The 21,128-nt window shown below is 73.1% G+C and carries 19 protein-coding genes; 6 read left to right on the top strand and 13 right to left on the bottom strand.

All coding sequences use genetic code 11. From position 1 onward, the window contains the following. Positions 1-127: 127 nt before the first annotated feature. From ACWC9T_RS28895 to rimP, 3 genes are all read right to left on the bottom strand, one after another. Positions 128-421 (bottom strand): YlxR family protein, encoded by a 294-nt coding sequence (locus tag ACWC9T_RS28895; RefSeq protein WP_449823984.1) that lies wholly within the window; start codon positions 419-421, stop codon positions 128-130. 102 nt (positions 422-523) lie between these two features. Then, on the bottom strand, positions 524-1,528 hold the full coding sequence (nusA, locus tag ACWC9T_RS28890; protein ID WP_355674583.1) for a transcription termination factor NusA: 1,005 nt from the start codon (positions 1,526-1,528) through the stop codon (positions 524-526). 53 nt (positions 1,529-1,581) lie between these two features. Further along, positions 1,582-2,121 carry a ribosome maturation factor RimP gene (gene rimP / locus ACWC9T_RS28885; RefSeq protein WP_449823983.1) on the bottom strand — a complete coding sequence of 180 codons (540 nt, stop codon included), beginning with the start codon at positions 2,119-2,121 and terminating at the stop codon, positions 1,582-1,584. 284 nt (positions 2,122-2,405) lie between these two features. Here rimP and ACWC9T_RS28880 point away from each other — a divergent pair, with 284 nt between their 5' ends. Beyond that, positions 2,406-3,410, top strand: a complete 1,005-nt coding sequence (locus tag ACWC9T_RS28880; RefSeq protein ID WP_449823982.1) for a ferritin-like domain-containing protein — start codon at positions 2,406-2,408, stop codon at positions 3,408-3,410. A 195-nt stretch (positions 3,411-3,605) separates the two neighbouring features. Next, positions 3,606-4,532: an aminoglycoside phosphotransferase family protein gene (locus ACWC9T_RS28875; RefSeq protein WP_449823981.1), complete on the top strand. Its 927-nt coding sequence runs from the start codon at positions 3,606-3,608 to the stop codon at positions 4,530-4,532. A 39-nt stretch (positions 4,533-4,571) separates the two neighbouring features. Here the strand turns inward: ACWC9T_RS28875 and ACWC9T_RS28870 are convergent, their stop codons facing one another. The 5 genes from ACWC9T_RS28870 to dxr form a co-directional block, all read right to left on the bottom strand. Then, positions 4,572-5,129, bottom strand: coding sequence for a GNAT family N-acetyltransferase (locus ACWC9T_RS28870; RefSeq protein ID WP_449823980.1), 558 nt, complete (start codon positions 5,127-5,129; stop codon positions 4,572-4,574). Between the two features lie 131 nt (positions 5,130-5,260). After that, positions 5,261-6,154: a GNAT family N-acetyltransferase gene (locus ACWC9T_RS28865; protein ID WP_449823979.1), complete on the bottom strand. Its 894-nt coding sequence runs from the start codon at positions 6,152-6,154 to the stop codon at positions 5,261-5,263. Between the two features lie 151 nt (positions 6,155-6,305). Beyond that, positions 6,306-7,466, bottom strand: a complete 1,161-nt coding sequence (gene ispG, locus ACWC9T_RS28860; protein ID WP_449823978.1) for a flavodoxin-dependent (E)-4-hydroxy-3-methylbut-2-enyl-diphosphate synthase — start codon at positions 7,464-7,466, stop codon at positions 6,306-6,308. 144 nt (positions 7,467-7,610) lie between these two features. After that, on the bottom strand, positions 7,611-8,915 hold the full coding sequence (locus tag ACWC9T_RS28855; RefSeq protein ID WP_449823977.1) for a M50 family metallopeptidase: 1,305 nt from the start codon (positions 8,913-8,915) through the stop codon (positions 7,611-7,613). 93 nt (positions 8,916-9,008) lie between these two features. Beyond that, a complete protein-coding gene (gene dxr, locus ACWC9T_RS28850; protein ID WP_449823976.1) occupies positions 9,009-10,238 on the bottom strand; it encodes a 1-deoxy-D-xylulose-5-phosphate reductoisomerase in 1,230 nt (409 codons plus the stop codon). 69 nt (positions 10,239-10,307) lie between these two features. On the opposite strand from dxr, the gene ACWC9T_RS28845 reads away from it, so the two are divergent. Beyond that, on the top strand, positions 10,308-10,976 hold the full coding sequence (locus tag ACWC9T_RS28845) for an NAD(P)-binding oxidoreductase (protein ID WP_449823975.1): 669 nt from the start codon (positions 10,308-10,310) through the stop codon (positions 10,974-10,976). Between the two features lie 101 nt (positions 10,977-11,077). Here ACWC9T_RS28845 and ACWC9T_RS28840 read toward each other — a convergent pair whose 3' ends face one another. From ACWC9T_RS28840 to ACWC9T_RS28830, 3 genes are all read right to left on the bottom strand, one after another. Then, positions 11,078-12,520, bottom strand: a complete 1,443-nt coding sequence (locus tag ACWC9T_RS28840; RefSeq protein ID WP_449823974.1) for an aldehyde dehydrogenase family protein — start codon at positions 12,518-12,520, stop codon at positions 11,078-11,080. Positions 12,521-12,664: 144 nt separating this feature from the next. Then, entirely contained in the window at positions 12,665-14,230 is a 1,566-nt protein-coding gene (locus tag ACWC9T_RS28835; RefSeq protein ID WP_449823973.1) for a PucR family transcriptional regulator, read from the bottom strand. Between the two features lie 165 nt (positions 14,231-14,395). Then, complete coding sequence (locus tag ACWC9T_RS28830; RefSeq protein WP_449823972.1) at positions 14,396-16,459, bottom strand: ATP-binding protein; 2,064 nt, start codon at positions 16,457-16,459, stop codon at positions 14,396-14,398. A gap of 245 nt (positions 16,460-16,704) precedes the next feature. On the opposite strand from ACWC9T_RS28830, the gene gabT reads away from it, so the two are divergent. Further along, positions 16,705-18,060, top strand: a complete 1,356-nt coding sequence (gene gabT, locus ACWC9T_RS28825) for a 4-aminobutyrate--2-oxoglutarate transaminase (RefSeq protein WP_449823971.1) — start codon at positions 16,705-16,707, stop codon at positions 18,058-18,060. 482 nt (positions 18,061-18,542) lie between these two features. Next, positions 18,543-19,181 carry a phosphatase PAP2 family protein gene (locus ACWC9T_RS28820; protein WP_449823970.1) on the top strand — a complete coding sequence of 213 codons (639 nt, stop codon included), beginning with the start codon at positions 18,543-18,545 and terminating at the stop codon, positions 19,179-19,181. Here ACWC9T_RS28820 and ACWC9T_RS28815 read toward each other — a convergent pair. Next, the gene (locus tag ACWC9T_RS28815; RefSeq protein WP_449823969.1) at positions 19,154-19,486 is read right to left on the bottom strand and encodes a DUF2218 domain-containing protein; all 333 of its coding nucleotides are present in this window, start codon (positions 19,484-19,486) and stop codon (positions 19,154-19,156) included. The two genes, ACWC9T_RS28820 and ACWC9T_RS28815, sit on opposite strands and share 28 nt — an antisense overlap. A 166-nt stretch (positions 19,487-19,652) precedes the next feature. On the opposite strand from ACWC9T_RS28815, the gene ACWC9T_RS28810 reads away from it, so the two are divergent. Then, positions 19,653-20,198: a MarR family winged helix-turn-helix transcriptional regulator gene (locus tag ACWC9T_RS28810; RefSeq protein ID WP_449823968.1), complete on the top strand. Its 546-nt coding sequence runs from the start codon at positions 19,653-19,655 to the stop codon at positions 20,196-20,198. On the opposite strand, the gene ACWC9T_RS28805 is transcribed toward ACWC9T_RS28810, so the two are convergent. Beyond that, on the bottom strand, positions 20,089-21,030 hold the full coding sequence (locus tag ACWC9T_RS28805) for an EamA family transporter (RefSeq protein WP_449823990.1): 942 nt from the start codon (positions 21,028-21,030) through the stop codon (positions 20,089-20,091). The two genes, ACWC9T_RS28810 and ACWC9T_RS28805, sit on opposite strands and share 110 nt — an antisense overlap. Positions 21,031-21,128: the final 98 nt, after the last annotated feature.

Genomic DNA, 21,128 nt, shown 5'->3' with positions numbered 1-21,128 from the left:
AATCTCGACCTACTTCCACATCGCGAGGTACCTGACTGGTGGCACGGCGCGCGGCTGCCCGAACGCTGTGCTTGTTGCGGTGGTTCTCCGCCGCGGTGAGCGGCGGCCGTCACGGAAGGTGGCCTGCCTAAGAGGCTCCGCCTGCCCGCTCCTCGATGAACTCGCGGAGCCGCTCCGTGTCGAGCGCCCCCTGGAGCCGGAAGGCCCGAGGAAACGCCCGACGGCGGACCGCGAGGTCGAGGCAGGCCGAGTCGGGATGCAGATATGCGCCCCGGCCCGGCAGTGCACCACGGGGATCAGGGACGCAGACGCCCTCGACCGCCGTGACACGCAACAGCTGGTGCTTGGCCGCGCGCTTGCGGCAGCCCACGCAGGTGCGTTCCGGGCGTGCTCGGACATGCGTCCGGCCAGACGAAGGCAAGTCTACCCCTCCGAAGCGACATGGCGCCGCCCCGCAGATCCCGGAGGACCGGCGGGGACGACTACGACAACACCGACCACTGGGCGTCCGCCACCCGTTTTCCTATTCGGGGCGACCGCTGTCCTCGGTCTGGCCCTCGGTGTCCGGTCGGATGTCGATCCGCCAGCCGGTGAGGCGCGCGGCCAGGCGGGCGTTCTGCCCCTCCTTGCCGATCGCCAGCGACAGCTGGTAGTCCGGCACGATCACCCGTGCGGAGCGCTGGGCGGCGTCCACGATCTCCACGCTGGTCACCCGTGCGGGGGACAGCGCCGCGGCGACCATCTCGCGCGGGTCCTCGGACCAGTCGACGATGTCGATCTTCTCGCCGTGCAGCTCGCCCATCACGGCGCGCACCCGGGAACCCATCGGACCGATGCAGGCGCCCTTGGCGTTCAGCCCGGCGCGGCGCGACCAGACCGCGATCTTGGTGCGGTGGCCGGCCTCACGGGCGATCGCGGCGATCTCCACGCTGCCGTCCGCGATCTCCGGGACCTCCAGCGCGAACAGCTTCTTCACCAGGCTCGGGTGGGTGCGCGACAGCGTCACCGACGGCCCGCGGACGCCGCGGCGCACGGCCACCACGTAGCACTTCAGCCGGGTGCCGTGCCGGTAGTCCTCGCCCGGGACCTGCTCCTGCGGCGGCAGGATGGCCTCCAGCTTGCCGATGTCGACCAGCACGTTCTTCGGGTCGTTGCCCTGCTGGACGACACCGGTGACGATGTCGCCCTCCTTGCCCGCGTACTCGCCGAAGGTCTGGTCGTCGGCGGCGTCGCGCAGACGCTGCATCATCACCTGGATGCCGATGCTGGACGCGATCCGGCCGAAGCCGTTCGGGGTGTCGTCGAACTCCTTCGGCTCGACGCCCTCGTCCAGCTCCGCCGGGTCCTCCATGGCCCACACGGTCACGTGGCCGCTCTTGCGGTCCAGGTGCACCCGGGCCCGGCGGCGCGAGCCCTCAGTGCGGTGGTACGCGGTGAGGAGGGCGGACTCGATGGACTCGACCAGCAGGTCGAAGGGGATGTTCTTCTCGTTGACCAGCGTACGCAGGGCACTCATGTCGATGTCCACGGCTACGCCTCCTCGTCTTTCGTCACGTTCATCATGGTCGTACGGCGGCCGGCTCACTCGGCGCCGTCGTCCCCCTCGTCGACGTCGGCGGCCTCGTCCAGGAGCTTCTCGTCGTCCTTGCGGTTGAACTCCACCTGGACCCGCGCCCGGGCCACCTCGCCGTACTCCAGGCGGCGCTCCTTCGGACGGCCACGCCCCTTCACCGGCTGCACCTCGACCAGCGCGCCGTCCTCGTCCGCCTCCAGCACCCGGGCGACGATCTCCCCGCCGTCGACCAGGTGGATCTTGGCGAGCCGGCCCTCGGCACGCTGCCAGTGCCGGGGCAGGACCAGCGGACGCTCCGCACCCGGCGAGCCGATCTCCAGCAGGTAGGGCTCCTCGCCCATCAGATCCGACGCGTCCAGGGCCTCGCCGACCACCCGGCTGAACTCGGCGATGGTGTCCATGTCCACGCCGCCCTCCGTGTCGACGTCGATCTGCACCTGCCGACGGCTGCCCGCCTTGGTGACCTTGACGTCCTCCAGGTCCAGTCCGGCCTGCGCGGCCAGCGGCTCAAGCAACGCGCGCAGCCGGTCGGTGTGGGTGGTGCTCATCCGGGTGGACTCCTCGGCCGCGTCTGCTGTTGTCAGAAGGTCGCCCCGCGCCCTCCGCGCCCCACGGGCGCACACCGGGTCACGGCAGCTCGGCCCAAAGCCTAGCCGGTGAAGCCGCCAACCACCGATTCCGGTCCTCCCACGACCAGCCGGACGCCACCCACTGCGAGCAAGCTCACACCGCCCCACCATCCCCACCCGCAATCGTGGGGGTTCTGCAAAGATTCAGCCAACGAGGGCAGGCGGGGAGGCCGTCCTCCCGTACACGCCCCGGAGTGCCCCCGATGCAGCCGCACAGCCGACGGACCTTCCTGGCCCTCGGACTGATCACCCTCGCCACCGCCTGCACCAGCTCCCCGGAGTTCGACGCCCGCAGCGACGTGATGCCCGGCAACAAGGGCCCCGGCCCCGACCCGGACGACCCCGCCCGCCTGCGCGCCATCGCCGCCACCGACACCCTGCTGGCCGCGTACGACACCGCCCTCGCCACCCCCGGCGCCCAGACCGCCCTGCTCCAACCCCTCCGCGCCGACACCGTCCAACACCGCGCCGCCCTCGCCTACGGCATACCCGCCGCCTCCGTCCCCCCGGCCCCCACCCCCACCACCCCGGCGGCAACCCCCACCCACACCGCCGCCACCCTGGCCGCCCTGGAACGCCAGACCGCCCAGGCCCACCTCACCGACCTCGGTGCCGTCCAGCCGCCCCTCGCCCGGCTGCTCGCCTCCGTCGCCACCTCCAACACCCTGCACGCGGCCGCCCTCGGCGCCCCCCTCGACGACCAGCCCACCCCGACGACTCCACCGCCCCCCTCCGCCGCCCCCACCCCCGCCCTTACCCCCGGCACCTCCCTCCCCGCCCTCCAGGACGCCCTCAGCGCCGAACACGCCGCCGTCTACGGCTACGGCGTCGTCGGCGCCCACCTCCCCGAAGACCAACAGCGCGCCGACGCCCGCACCTTCTACGCCGCCCACCAATCCCAACGCGACGCCTGGCAGCGTCTCCTCACCGCCCTCGGCACCACCCCCACCCCCGCCGCCGGCGGCTACCGGCTGCCCTTCGCCGTCACCGACGCCCCCACCGCCACCAAACTCGCCGCCCACCTGGAAACCCGCCTCACCACCGTCTACGCCGACCTCGTCGCCGCCCTCCCCGCCCCCCAACGCCCCACCGCCGCCACCGCCCTGCGCGACTGCGCCCTCCGCGCCCACCACTGGGGCGTCCCCGACACCCCCTTCCCGGGCATCCCGGAAGCCGTCCCCACCCCGACGGTCACGCGCCAGAGCTGACACAGGAGAACGGGCGCGCTGGGCGAAGCCCGCGCGCCCCCAACAGAAACCGCCCCGCCCCCGGAACCGCCCCGCGCCCACCCTCCCGAGGGCCCACCCCCACACAAACACCCCGCGCCACTGACCTGCGATTTCACCCCCATCCCCGACAATGGACAGGCCACCCCCAAGGGAGCATCAACCGGAAGGCCGGGCATGTCGGGAAACGCACCACACATCACCATCCCCACCTGGCTGGCCAACAGCGTCACCGCCGCCCAAGGCGAGGAAGGCCGCCGCTGGCTGGCCGCCCTCCCCGACACGGCGGCCGCCCATCTGGCCCGCTGGAACCTCACCCTCGAACGCACCCTGGACCCCGGCGGCAGCCTCAGCCTGATCAGCTACGTCCACCGCGACGACCTCTCCCCCGCCGTCCTCAAGACCGGCCTGGTCACCCCCGAGACCGCCCACGAGCACACCGCCCTCACCCACTGGGCCGGCCGAGGCGCCGTCCTCCTCCTCGACGCCGACCCCGCCGAGGGCGTTCTCCTCCTGGAGCGCCTCCACGGCGAGATCCCGCTGCGCTCCCTCGCCGAGCCCAAGGCCATGCTGGAGGCCACCAGCCTGCTCCACCGCCTCTGGGTGGAGCTCCCCGGCGGGCCGGCCCCCTACCCCACCCCCGCCGACCGGGTCACCGACACCGCCACCCGCCTCACCCGGCACCGCGACGACCCCGCAGCCACCGCCGCGCAGTCCCTGATCACCGAGGCCCTGGCCACCGCCGAGTCCCTGGCCGCCTCCGCCACCGAGACCTTCCTCCTGCACGGCGACTTCCACCACGGCAACGTCCTCGCCGCCGACCGCGCCCCCTGGCTGGCCATCGACCCCCGCCCGCTGGCCGGCGAGCGCGCCTACGACCTGGCCCGCCTCGCCCTGGACCGCGCCGACACCCTGCTCGGCTCCCCCGGTGCCCCCGCCGCCGTCCGCCGCCGGCTCCACCAACTCGCCGACGCCCTCGACGTCGACCAGGACCGCCTCCGCGGCTGGACCCTCTTCCGCTCCGTCGACCTGGCCCTCCGCGCCCTCACCGCAGGCCGGCGCGCTGACGCCGAGCTCTACCTGGAGTTCGCCGGGCACCTCTGAAAAGCGCCCCCGTAAGAGAACCCCGTAAGAGCCCCCGGGCTAAACCCGCCCACCCCCGAGCCCCCGCAGAGGCAACCGCGCCCCCATCACCGCGTACAACCGGTCCGTCGCCGGAAACCGCACCGCCCGGGCCAAGTCCTGGTACCCCAACGCCCGGTACAGCCGCCGGGCCGGCGTCTCCGCGTCGATCGCCGACAGGATGCTCCGGTCCAGCCCCGACGCCTCGCACAGCATCCGGATCAGCCGAGTCCCGACCCCCTGCCCCTGGAACTCCGGCAGCACGTGCAGCTCGGTGACCGCGAAGACCCCGTCCAGCCAGTCCCCGTACCCCCGGGCGGTCAGATAGGGCTCGATGACCGTGCTCCACCAGTGCTCCCGCTGGTTCGGCATCCCGTACCCGAACCCGACCAGCCGTCCCCCGCTCATCGCCCCGAACGCGATCACCCCCGGCTGCTGGGCGTGCCGTCCCACGATGTGCAGCCGTACCGCGACCTCCTCGGGCGTGAGGCCGAACGCCACCGCCTGGACATCCAGCGCCTGCGGCGCCCAGGCCGCAAGGTCGATGGCCTCGATCGTCACCCCGGTCAGCTGATCCATGCTCCGGACGTTACTACCAGCGGCCCCGTGGCGCGGCCGAAGATCGGAACCCATCCCCGGCGAACCGAGCCACAACAGCGCCCCCACCGGAAGCGCTCGGAGAAGCACCCGGAGAGCACTCGGAGAAGCATTCAGAACAGCACGCTCATGAACGCCCCGACCTCCTGGAACCCCACCCGCCGATAGGCAGCCCGCGCCCGCAGGTTGAAGTCGTTGACGTACAGCGAGACCACCGGCGCCACCTCCCGCAGCGCGACGTCCAGCACCGTCGCCATCCCGGTCTCGGACAGCCCCTGCCCCCGGTACTCCGGCGCCACCCAGACGCCCTGGATCTGGCAGGCCCCCTCCGTCACGGCCCCGATCTCCGCCTTGAACACCACCTGCCCGTCGTCCGTGAACCGTGCGAACGACCGCCCGGTGGAGACGAGTTCGGCCACCCGGGCCTGGTAGAGGAGCCCGCCGTCCCCCGCCAGCGGCGACACCCCCACCTCCTCGGTGAACATCGCCACGCACGCGGGCATCAGCGTCTCGACCTCGTCGCGCCGCACCCTCCGCACCAGCGGGTCGGGCGCGATCTCCGCCGACGGCGAGGAGGTCGCCAACAGCGGCTGGTGGCCCCGGACTTCACGAGCCGGCCCCCAACTGCGCTCCAGCAGCGCCCAGAAGGCGGCGGTCGCCTCGGCCGGCCCCACGATCGAGGAGCAGCGCCGCCCCTGCCGCCGGGCCCGCTCGGCGAAGGCGGCGACGGCCTCCGGTCCGGCGTTGACCAGGACGAGGTTCGCCCCCGCGTAGCACATGGCGTCCAGCACGCCGTCCCCGTCGTACCAGCCCCACATCTCCCCGCCCAGCCGCCACGGGTCCAGCCCGACGGCCTCGACCCGGGTGGCGACGAAGGCGTTGCCGACCGGGTCGCGGTGGAGGATCTCCAGGGCGTCCGCGAGATCCGGCGGCTCCAGCACACGGGTGGTGGCCAGGGCCCGGACAGCCTGGAAGGAGCTGGGGAGAATCACACCTCGATCGAGCATCGAGACCGCACCTCACTGAGACGACTCTGGCCGCACCCTACTCCGTGGCCCCACCCGGCTACGGCTGCGGGGCCGTCCGCGAACGGACGGCCCCGCTTCCGGAAAACTGCGCTGCAGCTGCGCCCGGGCCGGACGTGTCCGGCCCGGACGGTCACTCCGCGGCGACGACGGTCGGCGAACCGGCCTCGACGCCCTCCTCCTGCATCTGCTCGGCGAGCTTGAGCGCCTCCTCGATCAGGGTCTCGACGATCTTCGACTCGGGAACGGTCTTGATCACCTGCCCCTTGACGAAGATCTGGCCCTTGCCGTTGCCGGAGGCGACCCCGAGGTCGGCCTCGCGCGCCTCGCCCGGGCCGTTCACGACGCAGCCCATGACGGCGACCCGCAGCGGCACCTCCATGCCCTCCAGCCCGGCGGTGACCTCCTCCGCGAGCTTGTAGACGTCGACCTGGGCGCGACCGCAGGACGGGCAGGAGACGATCTCCAGCCCGCGCTGGCGCAGCCCGAGGGACTCCAGGATCTGGGTGCCGACCTTGATCTCCTCGGCCGGCGGGGCCGACAGCGAGACCCGGATGGTGTCGCCGATGCCCTCGGCGAGCAGCGCGCCGAAGGCGACCGCGGACTTGACGGTGCCCTGGAAGGCCGGCCCGGCCTCGGTCACGCCGAGGTGCAGCGGGTAGTCGCAGGCGGCGGCGAGCTGCCGGTAGGCCTGGATCATCACGACCGGGTCGTTGTGCTTGACCGAGATCTTGATGTCGCGGAAGTCGTGCTCCTCGAACAGCGAGCACTCCCACAGCGCGGACTCGACCAGCGCCTCCGGGGTGGCCTTGCCGTACTTCTCCAGCAGTCGCTTGTCGAGCGAGCCGGCGTTGACGCCGATCCGGATCGGTACCCCGGCGTCCTTGGCGGCCTTGGCGATCTCGCCGACCTTGTCGTCGAAGGCCTTGATGTTGCCCGGGTTGACGCGCACGGCCGCGCAGCCGGCGTCGATCGCCGCGAAGACGTACTTCGGCTGGAAGTGGATGTCGGCGATGACCGGGATCTGCGACTTCTTGGCGATGATCGGCAGCGCGTCGGCGTCGTCCTGGGAGGGGACGGCGACCCGGACGATCTGGCAGCCGGACGCCGTGAGCTGGGCGATCTGCTGCAGCGTCGCGTTGATGTCCGAGGTGACGGTGGTGGTCATCGACTGCACCGAGACGGGGGCGTCACCGCCGACCGGCACGTTGCCGACCATGATCTGCCGGGAGTAGCGGCGCTTGGCCAGCGGCTTGAGCGGCAGGGACGGAATACCGAGCGAGATCGCGGTCATGTGCGCAGGGTTCCCCGGGGTTGAGGTGTGGTCGACCGCCCGGCCGTTGGGACGGCCGAGGCCGGGCGCGCTGACGATCGCGCACCCGGCCTCCACGGTACGGCACGGTCCGGGCGCCCAGCACACCCGCCGTACCCGATGGCCCTAGCCGATCTTCACCGGGTTCACCAGGTCGGCGACCATCACCAGCACGGTGAAGCCGATGAAGATGCTGGCCACGACGTACGCGACCGGCATCAGCTTGGCGACGTCGAAGGGGCCCGGGTCGGGCCGGCGGAACATCTGTGCGAACCGGCGGCGGACGGCCTCCCAGGCGGCGCCGGCGATGTGGCCGCCGTCCAGCGGGAGCAGCGGCAGCATGTTGAACAGGAAGAGCGACAGGTTGATGCCGGCCAGCAGGTTCACGAAGATCGCGATCCGCTGGGTGGCCGACTCGTCGAGGGAGAAGACCTCGCCGCTGACCCGGGCCGCGCCGACCATGCCGATCGGCGAGTCCGGGTCGCGCGGGGCGTCGCCCACGACGGCGTTCCACAGGCCGGGGATCTTGCCGGGCAGGGCGGCCAGCGACTTCACGCCGTTCTCCGCCATGTCGACCATCCGGTCGACGGACTGTCCGAAGGTCTGCTGGACGGTTTCCCTCTTGGGGGTGAATCCGAGGAACCCCGCCTGGACGGTCTGGCCCTTCACCGGCACGCCGTTGCCGTCGTACTTCTGCACGTCGTTGACGGCGATGGTGGGCGTGAAGGTGACCCGCTGACCGCCGCGCTCCACGACGATCTCCACCTTCTTGCCGGCCGACTTCCGGATGTCCGCCTGGAGCTGGTCGTAGTCGCGGATCCGGTCGCCGTCGAAGGAGAGCACCTTGTCCCCCTGCCGCAGGCCCACCTCGTTGGCCGGGGTCTTGGGCGCGTCGGCGGGGCACACGTCGGTGGGCTGGCCGGCCTTGACGACGCACGCGGCGACCGAGCCGATGGTCGGCACCGGCATCGAGACGCCGAAGCCCATCATGACGGTCAGGAACAGCCCGAACGCCAGGATCAGGTTCATGAACGGCCCGGCGAACATGACGATGATCCGCTTCCAGGGCTTGCGGGTGTAGAACAGCCGGTTCTCGTCACCCTCCTGGAGCTCCTCGTAGGAGGCCTCACGGGCGTCCTCGATCATGGTCCGCCAGGGCGAACTGCTGCGCTTGGTGATCCGGCCGTCCTCGCCCGGCGGGAACATCCCGATCATCCGGATGTACCCGCCGAACGGGATCGCCTTGATGCCGTACTCGGTCTCGCCCTTCCGGCGGGACCAGATGGTCGGGCCGAAGCCGACCATGTACTGCGGCACCCGGATGCCGAACAGCTTGGCCGTGGAGAGGTGGCCGAGCTCGTGCCAGGCGATCGAGATGAGCAGCCCGACCACGAAGACCAGGATGCCGACCACCGTCAAAACCGTTGCCACCGCTGGCCCTCCGTCATGCCGCTCCGCTCATCGTCTCGTCGTACCGCGTTTCGTGCCGCGACGGGAATGCCGCCGGTGCCACGGGCCGGTCCGTCAGCCCGCCGCCAGCTCGCGGGCCCGGGCTCGCGCCCAGTCTTCCGCGTTCAGGACGTCCTCCACCGTCAGGGAAGTTCCCGCCGCCGGCGCACCGTGCTCCGCCACGACCTTGGCAACAGTGTCCACGATCCCGGTGAAGGCGAGGCGGCCCTTCAGGAAGGCCTCCACACACTCCTCATTGGCCGCGTTGAACACCGCCGGCGCCGTACCGCCCAGCGCGCCCACCTCACGGGCCAGCTCGACCGCCGGGAAGGCCTCGTTGTCCAGCGGGAAGAACTCCCAGGTCGCGGCCTTGGTCCAGTCACAGGCCGGGGCGGAGTCCGGCACCCGGTCCGGCCAGCCGATCCCCAGCGCGATCGGCATCCGCATGTCCGGCGGGCTGGCCTGCGCCAGGGTCGAACCGTCGGTGAACTCCACCATCGAGTGCACCACCGACTGCGGATGGACCACGACCTCGATCCGGTCGAACGGCACGTCGTACAGCAGGTGCGCCTCGATCACCTCCAGGCCCTTGTTGACCAGGGTGGCCGAGTTGATCGTCACGACCGGGCCCATCGCCCAGGTCGGGTGCGCCAGCGCGTCCTGCGGGGTCACCCCGGCCAGCTGCTCGCGGGTCCGGGTGCGGAACGGGCCTCCGCTCGCGGTCACCACCAGCTTGCGGACCTCGGCCCGGGTGCCGCCGGCCAGCGCCTGGAACAGCGCCGCGTGCTCGGAGTCCACCGGCACGATCTGGCCCGGCTTCGCCACCGCCTTCACCAGCGGGCCGCCGACGATCAGCGACTCCTTGTTCGCCAGCACCAGCACCCGGCCCGCCGTCAGCGCGGCCAGCGTCGGCCGCAGGCCGATCGAACCGGTGATGCCGTTCAGGACCGAGTGGCACTCCATCCCGGCCAGCTCGGTCGCCGCGTCCGGCCCCACCAGCACGGCCGGCAGCGCACGGCCCGCCGCCTTCGCGGCCAGCGCCTCGCGCAGCGCCGACTCGGCCGCCGGATCGGCCACCGCCACGGTGTGCACGCCCAGCCGCAGCGCCTGCTCGGCGAGCAGCTCCACCCGGCCGCCGGCCGCCGACAGGGCGACCACCCGGAAGCGGTCCGGGTTGCGGAGCACCACGTCGATGGCCTGGGTGCCGATCGAACCGGTGGAACCGAGGATCACCAGCTCCCGGGGGCCGGAGGGGTCCGCCACGGTGGGCGTGAAACGCAGCTGCGGGTGGGCGAGCGAAGTCATGCGCCCATTGTGTCCTGTTCGCGGGACTCCCCAAGACGACCGCCGACCCTTCGGACTACCGTCGAAGCCATGCGTACCGTCATCGCCGGGGGCCACGGACAGATCGCGCTGAAGCTGGAACGGCTGCTCGCCGACCGCGGCGACCGCCCGGCCGGGATCATCCGCCGCCCCGAACAGGCCCAGGACCTCGTCGACGTCGGCGCCGAGCCGCTGCTGCTCGACCTGGAGTCCGCCACCGCCCCGCAACTCGCCGCCCTGCTCGCCGACACCGACGCGGTGGTCTTCGCCGCCGGCGCCGGGCCGGGCAGCGGCGCCGCCCGCAAGAACACCGTCGACCGCGACGCGGCCGTCCTGCTCGCCGACGCCGCCGAGCTCGCGGGCGTACGGCGGTACCTGATGGTCTCCTCGATGGGCGCCGACGCGGCCGCCCACCACCCCGCCGACGCGGTCTTCGAGACCTACCTGCGGGCCAAGGGCGCCGCCGACGACGCCGTCCGCTCCCGCACCACCCTCGACTGGACGGTGCTGCGCCCCGGGCAGCTCACCGACGGCCCCGGCGCCGGGCTGGTCCGGCTCGCCCCCTCGGTGGCCCGCGGCGCGGTCGACCGGGCCGACGTGGCCGCCGTGCTGGCCGCGCTGCTGCGCGAGCCCGGCACCGCCGGGCAGACCCTGGAGCTGGTCGCCGGGAACGCCACGATCGCCGAGGCGGTCGCCGCCGCGGCCGGACACGACGGCTGAACACCACGGCTGAACGCGACGCAGGGCCCGGTCCGAGACGAACCGGGCCCTGCGTCGGTCGGCCCTGTCAGAGGTCGAGGCGGGTCAGAAGCCTAGACCGGTCAGAGGTCGAGGCCGGTCAGGACCATGACCTTCTCGACGGTGTAGTCGTCCATCGCGTACTTGACGCCCTCACGGCCGACGCCGGAGTCCTTGACGCCGCCGTACGGCATCTGGTCGGCACGGTAGGACGGCGCGTCACCGATGACCACGCCGCCGACCTCCAGCTCCCGGTGGGCGCGGAAGGCGGTCTGCAGGTCGTGCGTGAACACGCCCGCCTGCAGGCCGAACGGCGAGTCGTTGACGGCCGCGAAGGCCTCGGCCACACCGTCCACCTTGTGCAGCGACAGCACCGGGCCGAACACCTCGGCCTTGGCCAGGATCGCGTCGGCGGGCAGCTCGGCCAGCACGGTCGGGGCGTAGGTCGCGCCCTCGCGGGTGCCGCCGGTGAGCACCTTGGCGCCCTTGGCGACAGCGTCCTCCACCCAGGACTCGACCCGCTTGGCGGCGTTCTCGTCGACCAGCGGGCCGACGTCCGTCGCGTCGTCGTTCGGGTCACCGGTGACCTGGGCCCTGACCTTGGCCACGACCTTCTCCACCAGCGCGTCGTACACCGACGCGTCGGCGATCACCCGCTGCACCGAGATGCAGGACTGGCCGCCCTGGTAGTTGGCGAACATCGCGATCCGGGTGGCCGCCCAGTCCAGGTCGGCCTCCGAGGACCAGTCGGCGAGCACCACGGCCGCGGCGTTGCCGCCCAGCTCCAGAGTGGTGTGCTTGCGCGGCACCGAGTCCATGATCTGGTAGCCGACCCTGTCCGAACCGGTGAAGGAGATCACCGGCAGGCGCTGGTCCTGCACCAGGGCCGGCATCCGGTCGTTCGGCACGGTCAGGATCGACCAGGAGCCGACCGGCAGGTCGGTCTCGGCCAGGATCTCGCCCAGCACCATCGCCGACAGCGGGGTCGCCGGGGCCGGCTTGAGGATGATCGGGGCACCGACCGCGAGCGCCGGGGCGACCTTGTGGGCGACCAGGTTCAGCGGGAAGTTGAACGGGGCGATCCCCAGCACCACACCGCGGGGGAAGCGGCGCACCAGCGCGAAACGGCCCACGCCGCCCGGGTCGGTGTCCAGCCGCATCGTCTCGCCGTTGGTGCGGCGCGCCTCCTCGGCGGCCCAGCGGAAGACCGACACCGCGCGGCCGACCTCGCCGCGGGCCCACTTGATCGGCTTGCCGTTCTCGGCGGTGATCAGCTGGGCGAGCTCCTCGGTGCGCTCGGTCAGCCGCTTGGCCACGTGGTCCAGGGCGGCGGCCCGCTGGTGCGCCGGGGTCGCGGCGAACACCGGCAGCGCGGCGACGGCGGCGTCCAGCGCCTCCTCGACCTGCGCCTCGGTCGGGATGCTGACCTTGCCGACCAGACGGCCGTCCCAGCTGTTGTGCACCTCGAAGTCGGCGTCACCGCTCGCCCGGCGGCCGGCGAGCCAGAAATCGTACGTGGTGGTCACCGTGGTACCGGCCCTCTCCTCGTCGTCGTACGGCCCACGGGCGTGGGACCCGAACCCGAGGGTAGGTGCGAGGGCACACCGATCGGATTGGCCGACTAGGAGCATTCGACTCCGGGGCTACTCCACCGCGTCCAGGCTGGTGTTCTATTCCTCCCCGGAGCGGAGCGCCAGCCACAGCTCCATCCGCACATCGGTGTCGTCCAGCGAACGGCCCAGCAGCTCCTCGACCCGGCGCATCCGGTAGCGCAGCGTGTGCCGGTGCACCCCGAGGTCGGCGGCCGCCGCGTCCCACTGGCCGTGCCGGGACAGCCACGCCCGCAGCGAGGCCACCAGGTCACCGCGGGCCGTCCGGTCGTGCTCGCGCAGCGGCCGCAGCAACCCCTCCGCGAACGCCGTCACCGCGTCCTCCCCGAGCAGCGGCAGCAGCGAGCCCGCGCCGACCTCCTCGTGGTCCACCGACCGCCGGCCACCGCGCAGCGCCACCGCCAACGCCCGCTCCGCCTGCGCGTGCGCCGTACCGGCCTCCTCCAGGGACGCCGGCGCCGAGACGCCCAGCGACAGGACCTCGTGCTCCTCCACCGCGCCCAGGCACGCCCGGTGCACCGCGCCGTTGTCCAGCGCCAGCACCATCAACCGCGGCCCGTGCACACCGTCCTCCCGCGCCACCAGCAGCTTCTCGCCCACCCGGGACCCCGCCTGCTCGGCCCGGTCACCCAGCTCGGCGAGCGCCTCCGCGGCGTCAGCGTTCGGCCCGGCCCCGGCCACCAGGACCCGTATCGTCCCCTCCGGCAGGCCCCCGAACAGCCCCACCGCCACCTGACGGGCCGTCGCCACCTCGCCCGCCAGCACCATCCGCAGCAGCGCCGCACCCATCCGCTCCTCCGCCTGCCGCAGCTCGCGCGAGCGCTCCAGGGTGAGGGTCAGCAGCGCCACCGCCGCGTTCAGCACGTACCGCTCGGTCGGCGTGATCCGGTCCTCGGTCCCGACCGCCAGGAAACCCCGGGCCCGCCGGTCCGCTCCCAGCGACTGGACCACCACGTAGTCCTCGTCCGCCGTGTCTATCCCCGGCGCACGCCCCTGCAGCGCGGCACTCGACGGCGCCGGCCGCCGACGCAGCCGGTCCACCTCCGCCGCCAGCCGCCCCGCCCGGCGGGCCGCCCAGTCCGGCGCCACCACCGACAGCGCGCCCGATCCGTCGTACAGCGCCGCCCAGCCCCCCAGCCGCGCCGCCAACCGGCGCACCACGGCCGTCGTACCGTCCTTGCCGAGCGCCGCCCGGGTCAGCTCCTCCTGCGCCTCGAAACTCGTCGTCACGGCCTCGTACTGCTCCGCGGCCAGCGCCGCCGACACCACCTTGCTGATCGCGATGAACGGCGTCGGCTCCGGCACCCTCAGCAGCGGCAGCCCCCGCTGCGCCGCCGCGTCCACCAGCGGCTGCGGCACCTCGGTGTGCGACAGCCCCACCCCCAGCCCCAGCCCGACCACCCCGGCGTCGGCCAGCCGGTGCACGTACGCCTGCAGCTGCGCCGCCGTCCGACCCAGCTTGATACCGGTGGTGAGCAGCAGCTCGCCACCCTCCAGGAACGGCGTCGGGTCGTCCAGCTCACTGGTGTGCACCCAGCGGACCGGCCGCTCCAGGTGGTCCGCGCCGGCGAGCACCGTCAGATGGAGCGAACTGTTGCGGACGACGGAGGCGAGTGTGGGGGGCATGGCACCTTCGGGGGATCGACCTGACCGCGCCGTTGCGGCCGGGCGAGGAGAGGGACGTGGGACTGGTGAGGGTCTCTCCCCTTCATTATGGACGCCCCGGACAACCAGCACTGCCGAATCCACCTCGAAGGCGGCTTCCCTCCCACCCCCTCCGCGGCCCCCGACTCACCCCCGCAGGTCCACCAACAACGGCGGCACCTGCTCCCCCGACACCGCCGTCAGCGACACCACCGCATGCCCCGCCGGCAACGCGTGCGCCAGATCCGACGGCGACCACCGCAACCGCTCCACATCCCGCGTCGTCACGGACTCAGTCTGCGCCGTCGTACCCGACAGGGCCTTCCGTCCGAAACGGCCGGCGCGCCTTATCACTCCGCCGGAGGTGTCGGGGGTGTGGGTCACCGCGGTCTCCTGCACCAGGTGCGTCCCCCAGGCCTCCGAGAACAGCCGACCGTCCCACGGCGCGATGCCCGGGAAGGCCATCCGGCAGCCGACCGCACCGAACAGCGGCGCCCTCAGCGCCTCCGGCAGCTCCACCAGCGTCCGCAGCAGCAGCACCGTGCCCGCGTTCGCGCCGCGCATCCGCTGCAGGCCGCGGACGGAACCGGCGTCCAGCGCGGCGGAGGCGTCGTCCACCACCAGCCCGGCGAACAGCGAGCGGTCCTCGCGGGAGCCGGCCGCCTGCACGAACTGACCCACCACCAGCCGGGACAGCATCCGGGCGACCTCCGGGTGGCTGCGCTCCGGCAGCTTCACCCGGACCCGCAGCGGGTGGTCCAGCACCCGCATCGCGAACGGGGGGCGGCCGGCGCCGTCGGTCGCGAAGGCGCCCTCGAAGGCGGGCCGGTCCAGCAGTGCCAGCCGGTCCGCGAGCAGCGCCCCGGGGTCGTCCGCCCGGCCGCGCTGGCGCTCCCGGTGCTCCAGGTCCCGCTCGTACACGGCCAGCCGATCGGCCGCACCGAGCCCCTTCGCCAGCGCCGCCAGCGCGTCCGGGTCACCGCTCAGCAGCGCCCGCAGCTCGCGCACCCCCGGGTAGCGGCGGAACGCGGCGTGGAACGGGCCGACCACCTGCTGCAGCGCCGTCCGGGCGTTCTCGGCGCGGGCCGTCAGCTCGTCCGGCAGCAGGGCGTCGGCCAGTCGGGCGGCCGCCTCGTCCGGGTCCTGCGCCGCACCGTAGAGGTCCAGCCCGTACACCGAGGCCGGGTCTCCGGGGGCGATCACCACGTCGTACCAGGCGTCCGGGCCGAGGTCGGCGTCCGCCGCCCCGACCACCACCGCGCACGCGGTGCCGGCCAGCGCCTGCAGGCACAGCGCCTCGGCCACCGGCCGGGCCAGCCGCGCGGTCTTCCCAGTGCCAGCCGGACCGACCGCCAGCAGCGAGGTGCCCAGCACCGCCGGATCCAACGCGAAGCCGGCCGCCCGGTGGCTCAGCGGGTTCTTCGGCACGTCCTGGGCAACGCCGAGGCAGACCTGACCGAGCAGCAGATCATGCCGCCGGGCCCGGCCGGGCAGCTCACGCGACTCTGAGGGGTGGGCGAACGCCGCCGCACCGCGGGCGGCCACCTGCTCGGTGAAGGCGGGCACGAACACCGGATCCGCCTGGGCGGACTCCCAGGCCCGCTGGATCCGCACGTAGTCGACGTCGCCGACCGCCTCGGCGTCCAGCCGCGCCGCCGCCTCGGTCGCCCCGCCCTGGCGCAGCCCGTCCCAGGGGTCCCGCCGACGGGTGGCCTCCGCCGCCGCACCGTCCTCCTCGCCGGGCGCCTCCTGGGTCACCGTGCGGGACAGCAGCGGGGCGACGTAGCGGCGCCACACCTCGGGCCAGCGGCCCATCCGGCCGAAGACCTTGATGACGGCCACGGCCACGATGACATTCACCGACAACCCGACGACGGTCACCTGCGTCTCGGTGGGGTGCTCGACCCAGACGGTCATCACGATCAGGCGGAGCACCAGCTGGGTGCCGTAGACAAAGGCCAACCACCCCACCACCGCGTTGAGCCCCGCCCGCAGCAGCAGCGGCCAGGTCGGAACCTTGGCCGCCTCGGCGCGCTCCGGGTCGATGCGGCGGTAGCCGAGCCGGTAGACGCCGGGTTCGGCGTCGGGGCGCGGGGCGGTGGCCCAGTCGGCGAGGTCGAAGGCGGGCGCGGCGGGCCGTTGGTGGGGAAGGGGGGTGGGGGGTCTGGTGGTGGTGTGCTCGCCGTGGTGGTGTGCCCCGTCCTGTGCCATGTACGGCCCCGCTCCCTCGCCCGCCCGCCCGGCCCGACCGCCGTCGGTGCCGCCATACCCATGCCGCCGTACCGGCGACACGCCCGCGCTCAGGGTAGTGGAGCGAGCTCTGCGGGTAGTCGCGCCACCCGCGCTGGCCGCACCGGACAAGTCGGACGGCGCAGTGCTACCGAGTGGCGCATGCCTGGTCGGGGAGGGCGGCCGTAGCCTGCGAAGCACCGAGCCGAGAAAGTCTGGAGATGCCCATGAGCGCCGTAACGCCGCTCCCGCAGGAGCGCCGCCTGGTCACCGCGATCCCCGGTCCGAAGTCGCAGGAGCTGCAGGCCCGCAAGCTGGGTGCGGTGGCGGCTGGCGTCGGCACCACCCTGCCGGTGTACGTCACCCGTGCCAACGGCGGTGTGCTGGAGGACGTGGACGGCAACTCGCTGATCGACTTCGGCTCCGGCATCGCCGTGACCAACGTCGGCAACAGCGCCGAGGCCGTGGTGGCCAAGGCGAGCGAGCAGCTGGCCGCCTTCACCCACACCTGCTTCATGGTGACCCCGTACGAGGGTTACGTGGCCGTCGCCGAGCAGCTGAACGAGCTGACCCCGGGCGACCACGAGAAGCGCACGGCGCTGTTCAACTCGGGCGCCGAGGCGGTCGAGAACGCGGTGAAGATCGCCCGCGCCTACACCAAGCGCACCGCGGTCGTGGTGTTCGACCACGGCTACCACGGCCGCACCAACCTGACCATGGGCCTGACGGCGAAGAACATGCCGTACAAGCAGGGCTTCGGTCCGTTCGCCCCGGAGATCTACCGGGTGCCGGTGGCCTACCCGTACCGCTGGCTGACCGGTGGGGAGAACTGCGCCGCCGAGGCCGCCGCGCAGGCGATCGACATCATCAACAAGCAGATCGGCGCCGAGAACGTCGCGGCGATCATCATCGAGCCGATCCAGGGCGAGGGCGGCTTCATCGAGCCGGCCAAGGGCTTCCTGCCGGCCGTCGTGGAGTACGCGAAGGCGAACGGCATCGTGTTCGTCGCCGACGAGATCCAGACCGGCTTCTGCCGCACCGGCCAGTGGTTCGCCTGCGAGGACGAGGGCATCGTCCCGGACCTGATCACCACCGCCAAGGGCATCGCCGGCGGTCTGCCGCTGGCCGCGGTGACCGGCCGCGCCGAGATCATGGACGCCGCGCACGCGGGCGGCCTGGGCGGCACCTACGGCGGCAACCCGGTGGCCTGCGCGGCCGCGCTGGGCGCCATCGAGACCATGAAGGAGCAGGACCTCGTCGGCAAGGCGCAGCGGATCGGCGAGGTCATGCTGGGCCGCCTGCGCTCGATGCAGGAGAAGTTCGACATCATCGGCGAGGTCCGCGGCCGCGGCGCGATGATCGCCGTCGAGCTGGTGAAGCCGGGCGGCAAGGAGCCGAACGCGGAGGCCACCGCAGCCATCGCCAAGGCCTGCCACGCCGAGGGCCTGGTCGTGCTGACCGCCGGCACCTACGGCAACGTGCTGCGCTTCCTGCCGCCGCTGGTCATGCCGGAGCACCTGCTCAACGAGGGTCTGGACATCATCGAGGGCGCCTTCGCGCTCCAGGGTGTCACCGCCGCCTGATCCAGGCGCCACCTGCCCGCCGGAGGGTTGTCCGGACAGCGCTGAACGGCCCGTGGGGACCTCTGGTCCGCACGGGCCGTTCGGTTTGTACCGGGTGGGGTTCGGCGGCCGGGCGTGGTCGACGGGGCGGCCGGGAGGTTGCCCGGGGCGGGGTGAAGATGATGTGCGGAATCGCTGAAGGCGCTCGGCGAGGAAGGGCGGGTGACGTAGTGTGATCGCAGATGGACAGCGAGCCTCAGCCATTGGCGGAGCCGTCGGCGGAGCCACCCCCAGGGGCGGGTCCGCGTGGGCGCCGCGAGGACAACCAGGCCGCCCCGCGAGGGTCGGCGCATACCGAAGGCCGATCGACCGACCGTCCGACCCACACCCCCCGGGGCGCACGGAACGGCGATCATCAGAGCCGCCCCGGAGCTCTCCCCCCTGCTCCGGGGCGGCTGTCCGCCGTCCTGGGCCGGGCGGCCCGGGCGGTGGCGGTGCCGGTGGTGGCGGCGATCGTGCTGCTGCTGGTGTCCTGGCAGGTGGCGGTGGACGGGCCGCTGCTGGGGCTGGACCGCTCGGTCCGCCGGGCGGTGCGGGCGGCCCACCCGAACTCGCTGCTCGACCCCCTCGGCCACCTGCTGTCGGACCTGGGCAGCGCCGTCCCCGCCGTCCCGGTGCTGCTGGCGGCCGGGGCGCTGGCCGCCTGGTGGTGGTGTCGGGCGGGGGCGGCGCGCTGGTGGCTGCCGTTGCCGGTGGCGGTGCTGGCCTCGGGGCTGATCCCGCTGCTGGTGGTCCCGGCGAAGGCGGCGTTCGCCCGGCCGGGCCCGCTCGGGGATCCGCTGACGCCGGAGCAGTGGGGCTGGTACCCGTCCGGGCACACCGCGACCGCGACGCTCTCGTACGGGGTGGCGGCCTTGCTGCTGGCCCGGGTGGCTGACCCGTGGGTGGCCCGGGGGCTGACGTCGGGGGCGGTGCTGCTGGCGCTCGGGGTGGGCGCGGGGCTGGTGTGGAGCGACTTCCACTGGGTGCTGGACGTGGTGGCCAGCTGGTGCCTGGCCGTCCTGGTGCTGTGGGCGCTCGACCGGTGGCTGCCCCGGCCGGGCGCTCGAAGGCCTCAGGCCTCGGACTCCTCGTTGCGGTGAACGAGGCCGGCCTCGCCGTTGTCGCGGTGCCATTCGACGACGAGTTCGTCACGGGCGCCGAAGCGGACGAGGTGGCGGCCGACCACGTCCTCCAGGCCGGGCAGGTTCTCGCGCTCGCCCTCGACGGTCAGCAGCAGCGCGTCGGCCTGCGCCTCCAGGGTGGCGGTGCCAGCGGCGAAGGCCAGAGTGCCGCGGCCGGTCTCCGGGGAGAAGGACGTCTCGATCCTGCGGCTCATGTGGGCGGCGAGCTGCTTGGCGTAGCGGGCGGGGCGGTCGGTGGCGACGCGCGCCTCGGAACGGGGCATGGGCCCTCCAGGGTCTGGGAGGGAACTTAGGTCCCCCTCACTCGGGGCTACACTAGCCCCGATGCTGAGCTAAGCTCAATATATTTCCCCGATCGCCCTCCGCCGCCCGCCGCAGGCCCCCGACCGGCCGATACGCTTGGCCGGACGCCAGCCGAGGAGACCGCCGATGACCACCACGCCGACCGACGACCCGGCGGCCCCCTCCCCCGGCCCGGGACCGGACGCCCCGGGCAGCGCGGCCGAGCTGGCGGACGCGATGACCAGGGCTATCAAGCGGATCCGCCGCCAGACCGGCTGGCGGCTGGAGCCCTACGGGATCACCCCGGGCCAGGCCCGGGCACTGCGCACGCTCGCCCACGTGCCCGGCTGCGAGACCCCGGATCACGCGATGCGGCTGAGCGACCTCGCCGAGAAGCTGCACATCGCCCCGCGCTCGGCCACCACCGTGGTCGACGCCCTGCAGGAGGCCGGACTGGTCGAGCGCAGCCCCGACCCGGCCGACCGGCGGGCCCTACGGCTGCTGCTGACCGAGGCCGGCCGCGCGGCGGTGGAGCGGATCGTGCAGGTCCGGGACGAGGTGGCGCAGGAGTACTTCGGTGAGGTCAACCCCGAGGACGAGGAGGTGCTGCTGCGAGTGCTGCGCTCCGCCGAGGCCCGCTTCCTCGCAGCTGGGCCGCCACGGCGCTCGGCAGACCCGGGCGCAGCGCGGTGATCCCGATCCCGGCGATCACCAGCAGCGCGGCCGCACCGGCCTGCGGGGTGATCCGCTCGCCGAGCAGCAGCCAGGCCGAGGACATCCCGAACACCGGCACCAGCAGCGAGTAGGGCGCGACGGCGGTGGCGTCGTAGCTGCGCAGCAGGTAGCTCCAGGCGACGAAGCCGAACAGGGTGGAGACCAGCCCGACGTAGCCGATCGCGCCGAGCCCGCCGAGGGTGATCCCGCGCAGCGCGCGCAGATCCGCGTCCGGGCCCTCGACCAGCAGGGACAGGCCCAGCAGCGGCAGCGGCGGGACGGCGCTGACCCAGACCATCCAGCGCAGCGCGTCCGGTGGCGCGGCCTTGCGGGTCAGCACGTTGGACAGGCCCCAGGCGACGGCGGCCAGCACCACCAGGACGAAGGCGCCGAGCGGGCCGCCGAGGCCCTGGTCGAACGCGCTCAGCGCGATGCCCACGAAGGCGATCGCCAGGCCGAGCAGCCGCTGCCCGCCCGGGCGCTCGCGCAGCAGGGCGGCCGCGAACAGGGCGGTGAAGCCGGCCTGGCCCTGGAGCACCAGGGAGGAGAGGCCAGCCGGCATCCCGGCGTGCATGCCCAGGAAGAGCAGCCCGAACTTGACCACCCCGAGGACCAGGCCGACCGCCAGCACCCAGCGCCAGGCCACCTTGGGCGGGCCGACGAAGAAGACCGCGGGCACGGCGACCACGGCGAACCGCAGGGCGCAGAAGAGCAGCGGCGGGAAGCTGTCCAGGCCGACGCGGATGAGGACGAAGTTGAGGCCCCACACGGCGGCCACCAGGACGGCCAGGGCGATGTGACGGGGAGGCATGCCGTTCCGGGCGGCGGGTGCTGCGGTCATGGGTCGAGCATGGCGGCAGTGGAACGTGTAGCACCAGCGATGAATTCTGAAGGAAACACTTTAGGATC

The sequence above is a fragment of the Kitasatospora sp. NPDC001159 genome (assembly GCF_053598235.1).
Note: the sequence above shows the minus strand (reverse complement) of the source record. Positions and strands in the feature narration are given on the sequence as shown.

Coding starts and splice junctions, on each gene's coding strand:
- ACWC9T_RS28815 (WP_449823969.1), bottom strand. CDS start 19,486: ATGCCCCGTTCCGAGGCGCGCGTCGCCACCGACCGCCCCGCCCGCTAC.
- ACWC9T_RS28830 (WP_449823972.1), bottom strand. CDS start 16,459: ATGGCACAGGACGGGGCACACCACCACGGCGAGCACACCACCACCAGA.
- ACWC9T_RS28845 (WP_449823975.1), top strand. CDS start 10,308: ATGCGTACCGTCATCGCCGGGGGCCACGGACAGATCGCGCTGAAGCTG.
- ACWC9T_RS28875 (WP_449823981.1), top strand. CDS start 3,606: ATGTCGGGAAACGCACCACACATCACCATCCCCACCTGGCTGGCCAAC.
- ACWC9T_RS28880 (WP_449823982.1), top strand. CDS start 2,406: ATGCAGCCGCACAGCCGACGGACCTTCCTGGCCCTCGGACTGATCACC.
- ACWC9T_RS28810 (WP_449823968.1), top strand. CDS start 19,653: ATGACCACCACGCCGACCGACGACCCGGCGGCCCCCTCCCCCGGCCCG.
- gabT (WP_449823971.1), top strand. CDS start 16,705: ATGAGCGCCGTAACGCCGCTCCCGCAGGAGCGCCGCCTGGTCACCGCG.
- ACWC9T_RS28835 (WP_449823973.1), bottom strand. CDS start 14,230: ATGCCCCCCACACTCGCCTCCGTCGTCCGCAACAGTTCGCTCCATCTG.
- ACWC9T_RS28870 (WP_449823980.1), bottom strand. CDS start 5,129: ATGGATCAGCTGACCGGGGTGACGATCGAGGCCATCGACCTTGCGGCC.
- ACWC9T_RS28865 (WP_449823979.1), bottom strand. CDS start 6,154: ATGCTCGATCGAGGTGTGATTCTCCCCAGCTCCTTCCAGGCTGTCCGG.
- ACWC9T_RS28805 (WP_449823990.1), bottom strand. CDS start 21,030: ATGCCTCCCCGTCACATCGCCCTGGCCGTCCTGGTGGCCGCCGTGTGG.
- dxr (WP_449823976.1), bottom strand. CDS start 10,238: ATGACTTCGCTCGCCCACCCGCAGCTGCGTTTCACGCCCACCGTGGCG.
- ispG (WP_449823978.1), bottom strand. CDS start 7,466: ATGACCGCGATCTCGCTCGGTATTCCGTCCCTGCCGCTCAAGCCGCTG.
- rimP (WP_449823983.1), bottom strand. CDS start 2,121: ATGAGCACCACCCACACCGACCGGCTGCGCGCGTTGCTTGAGCCGCTG.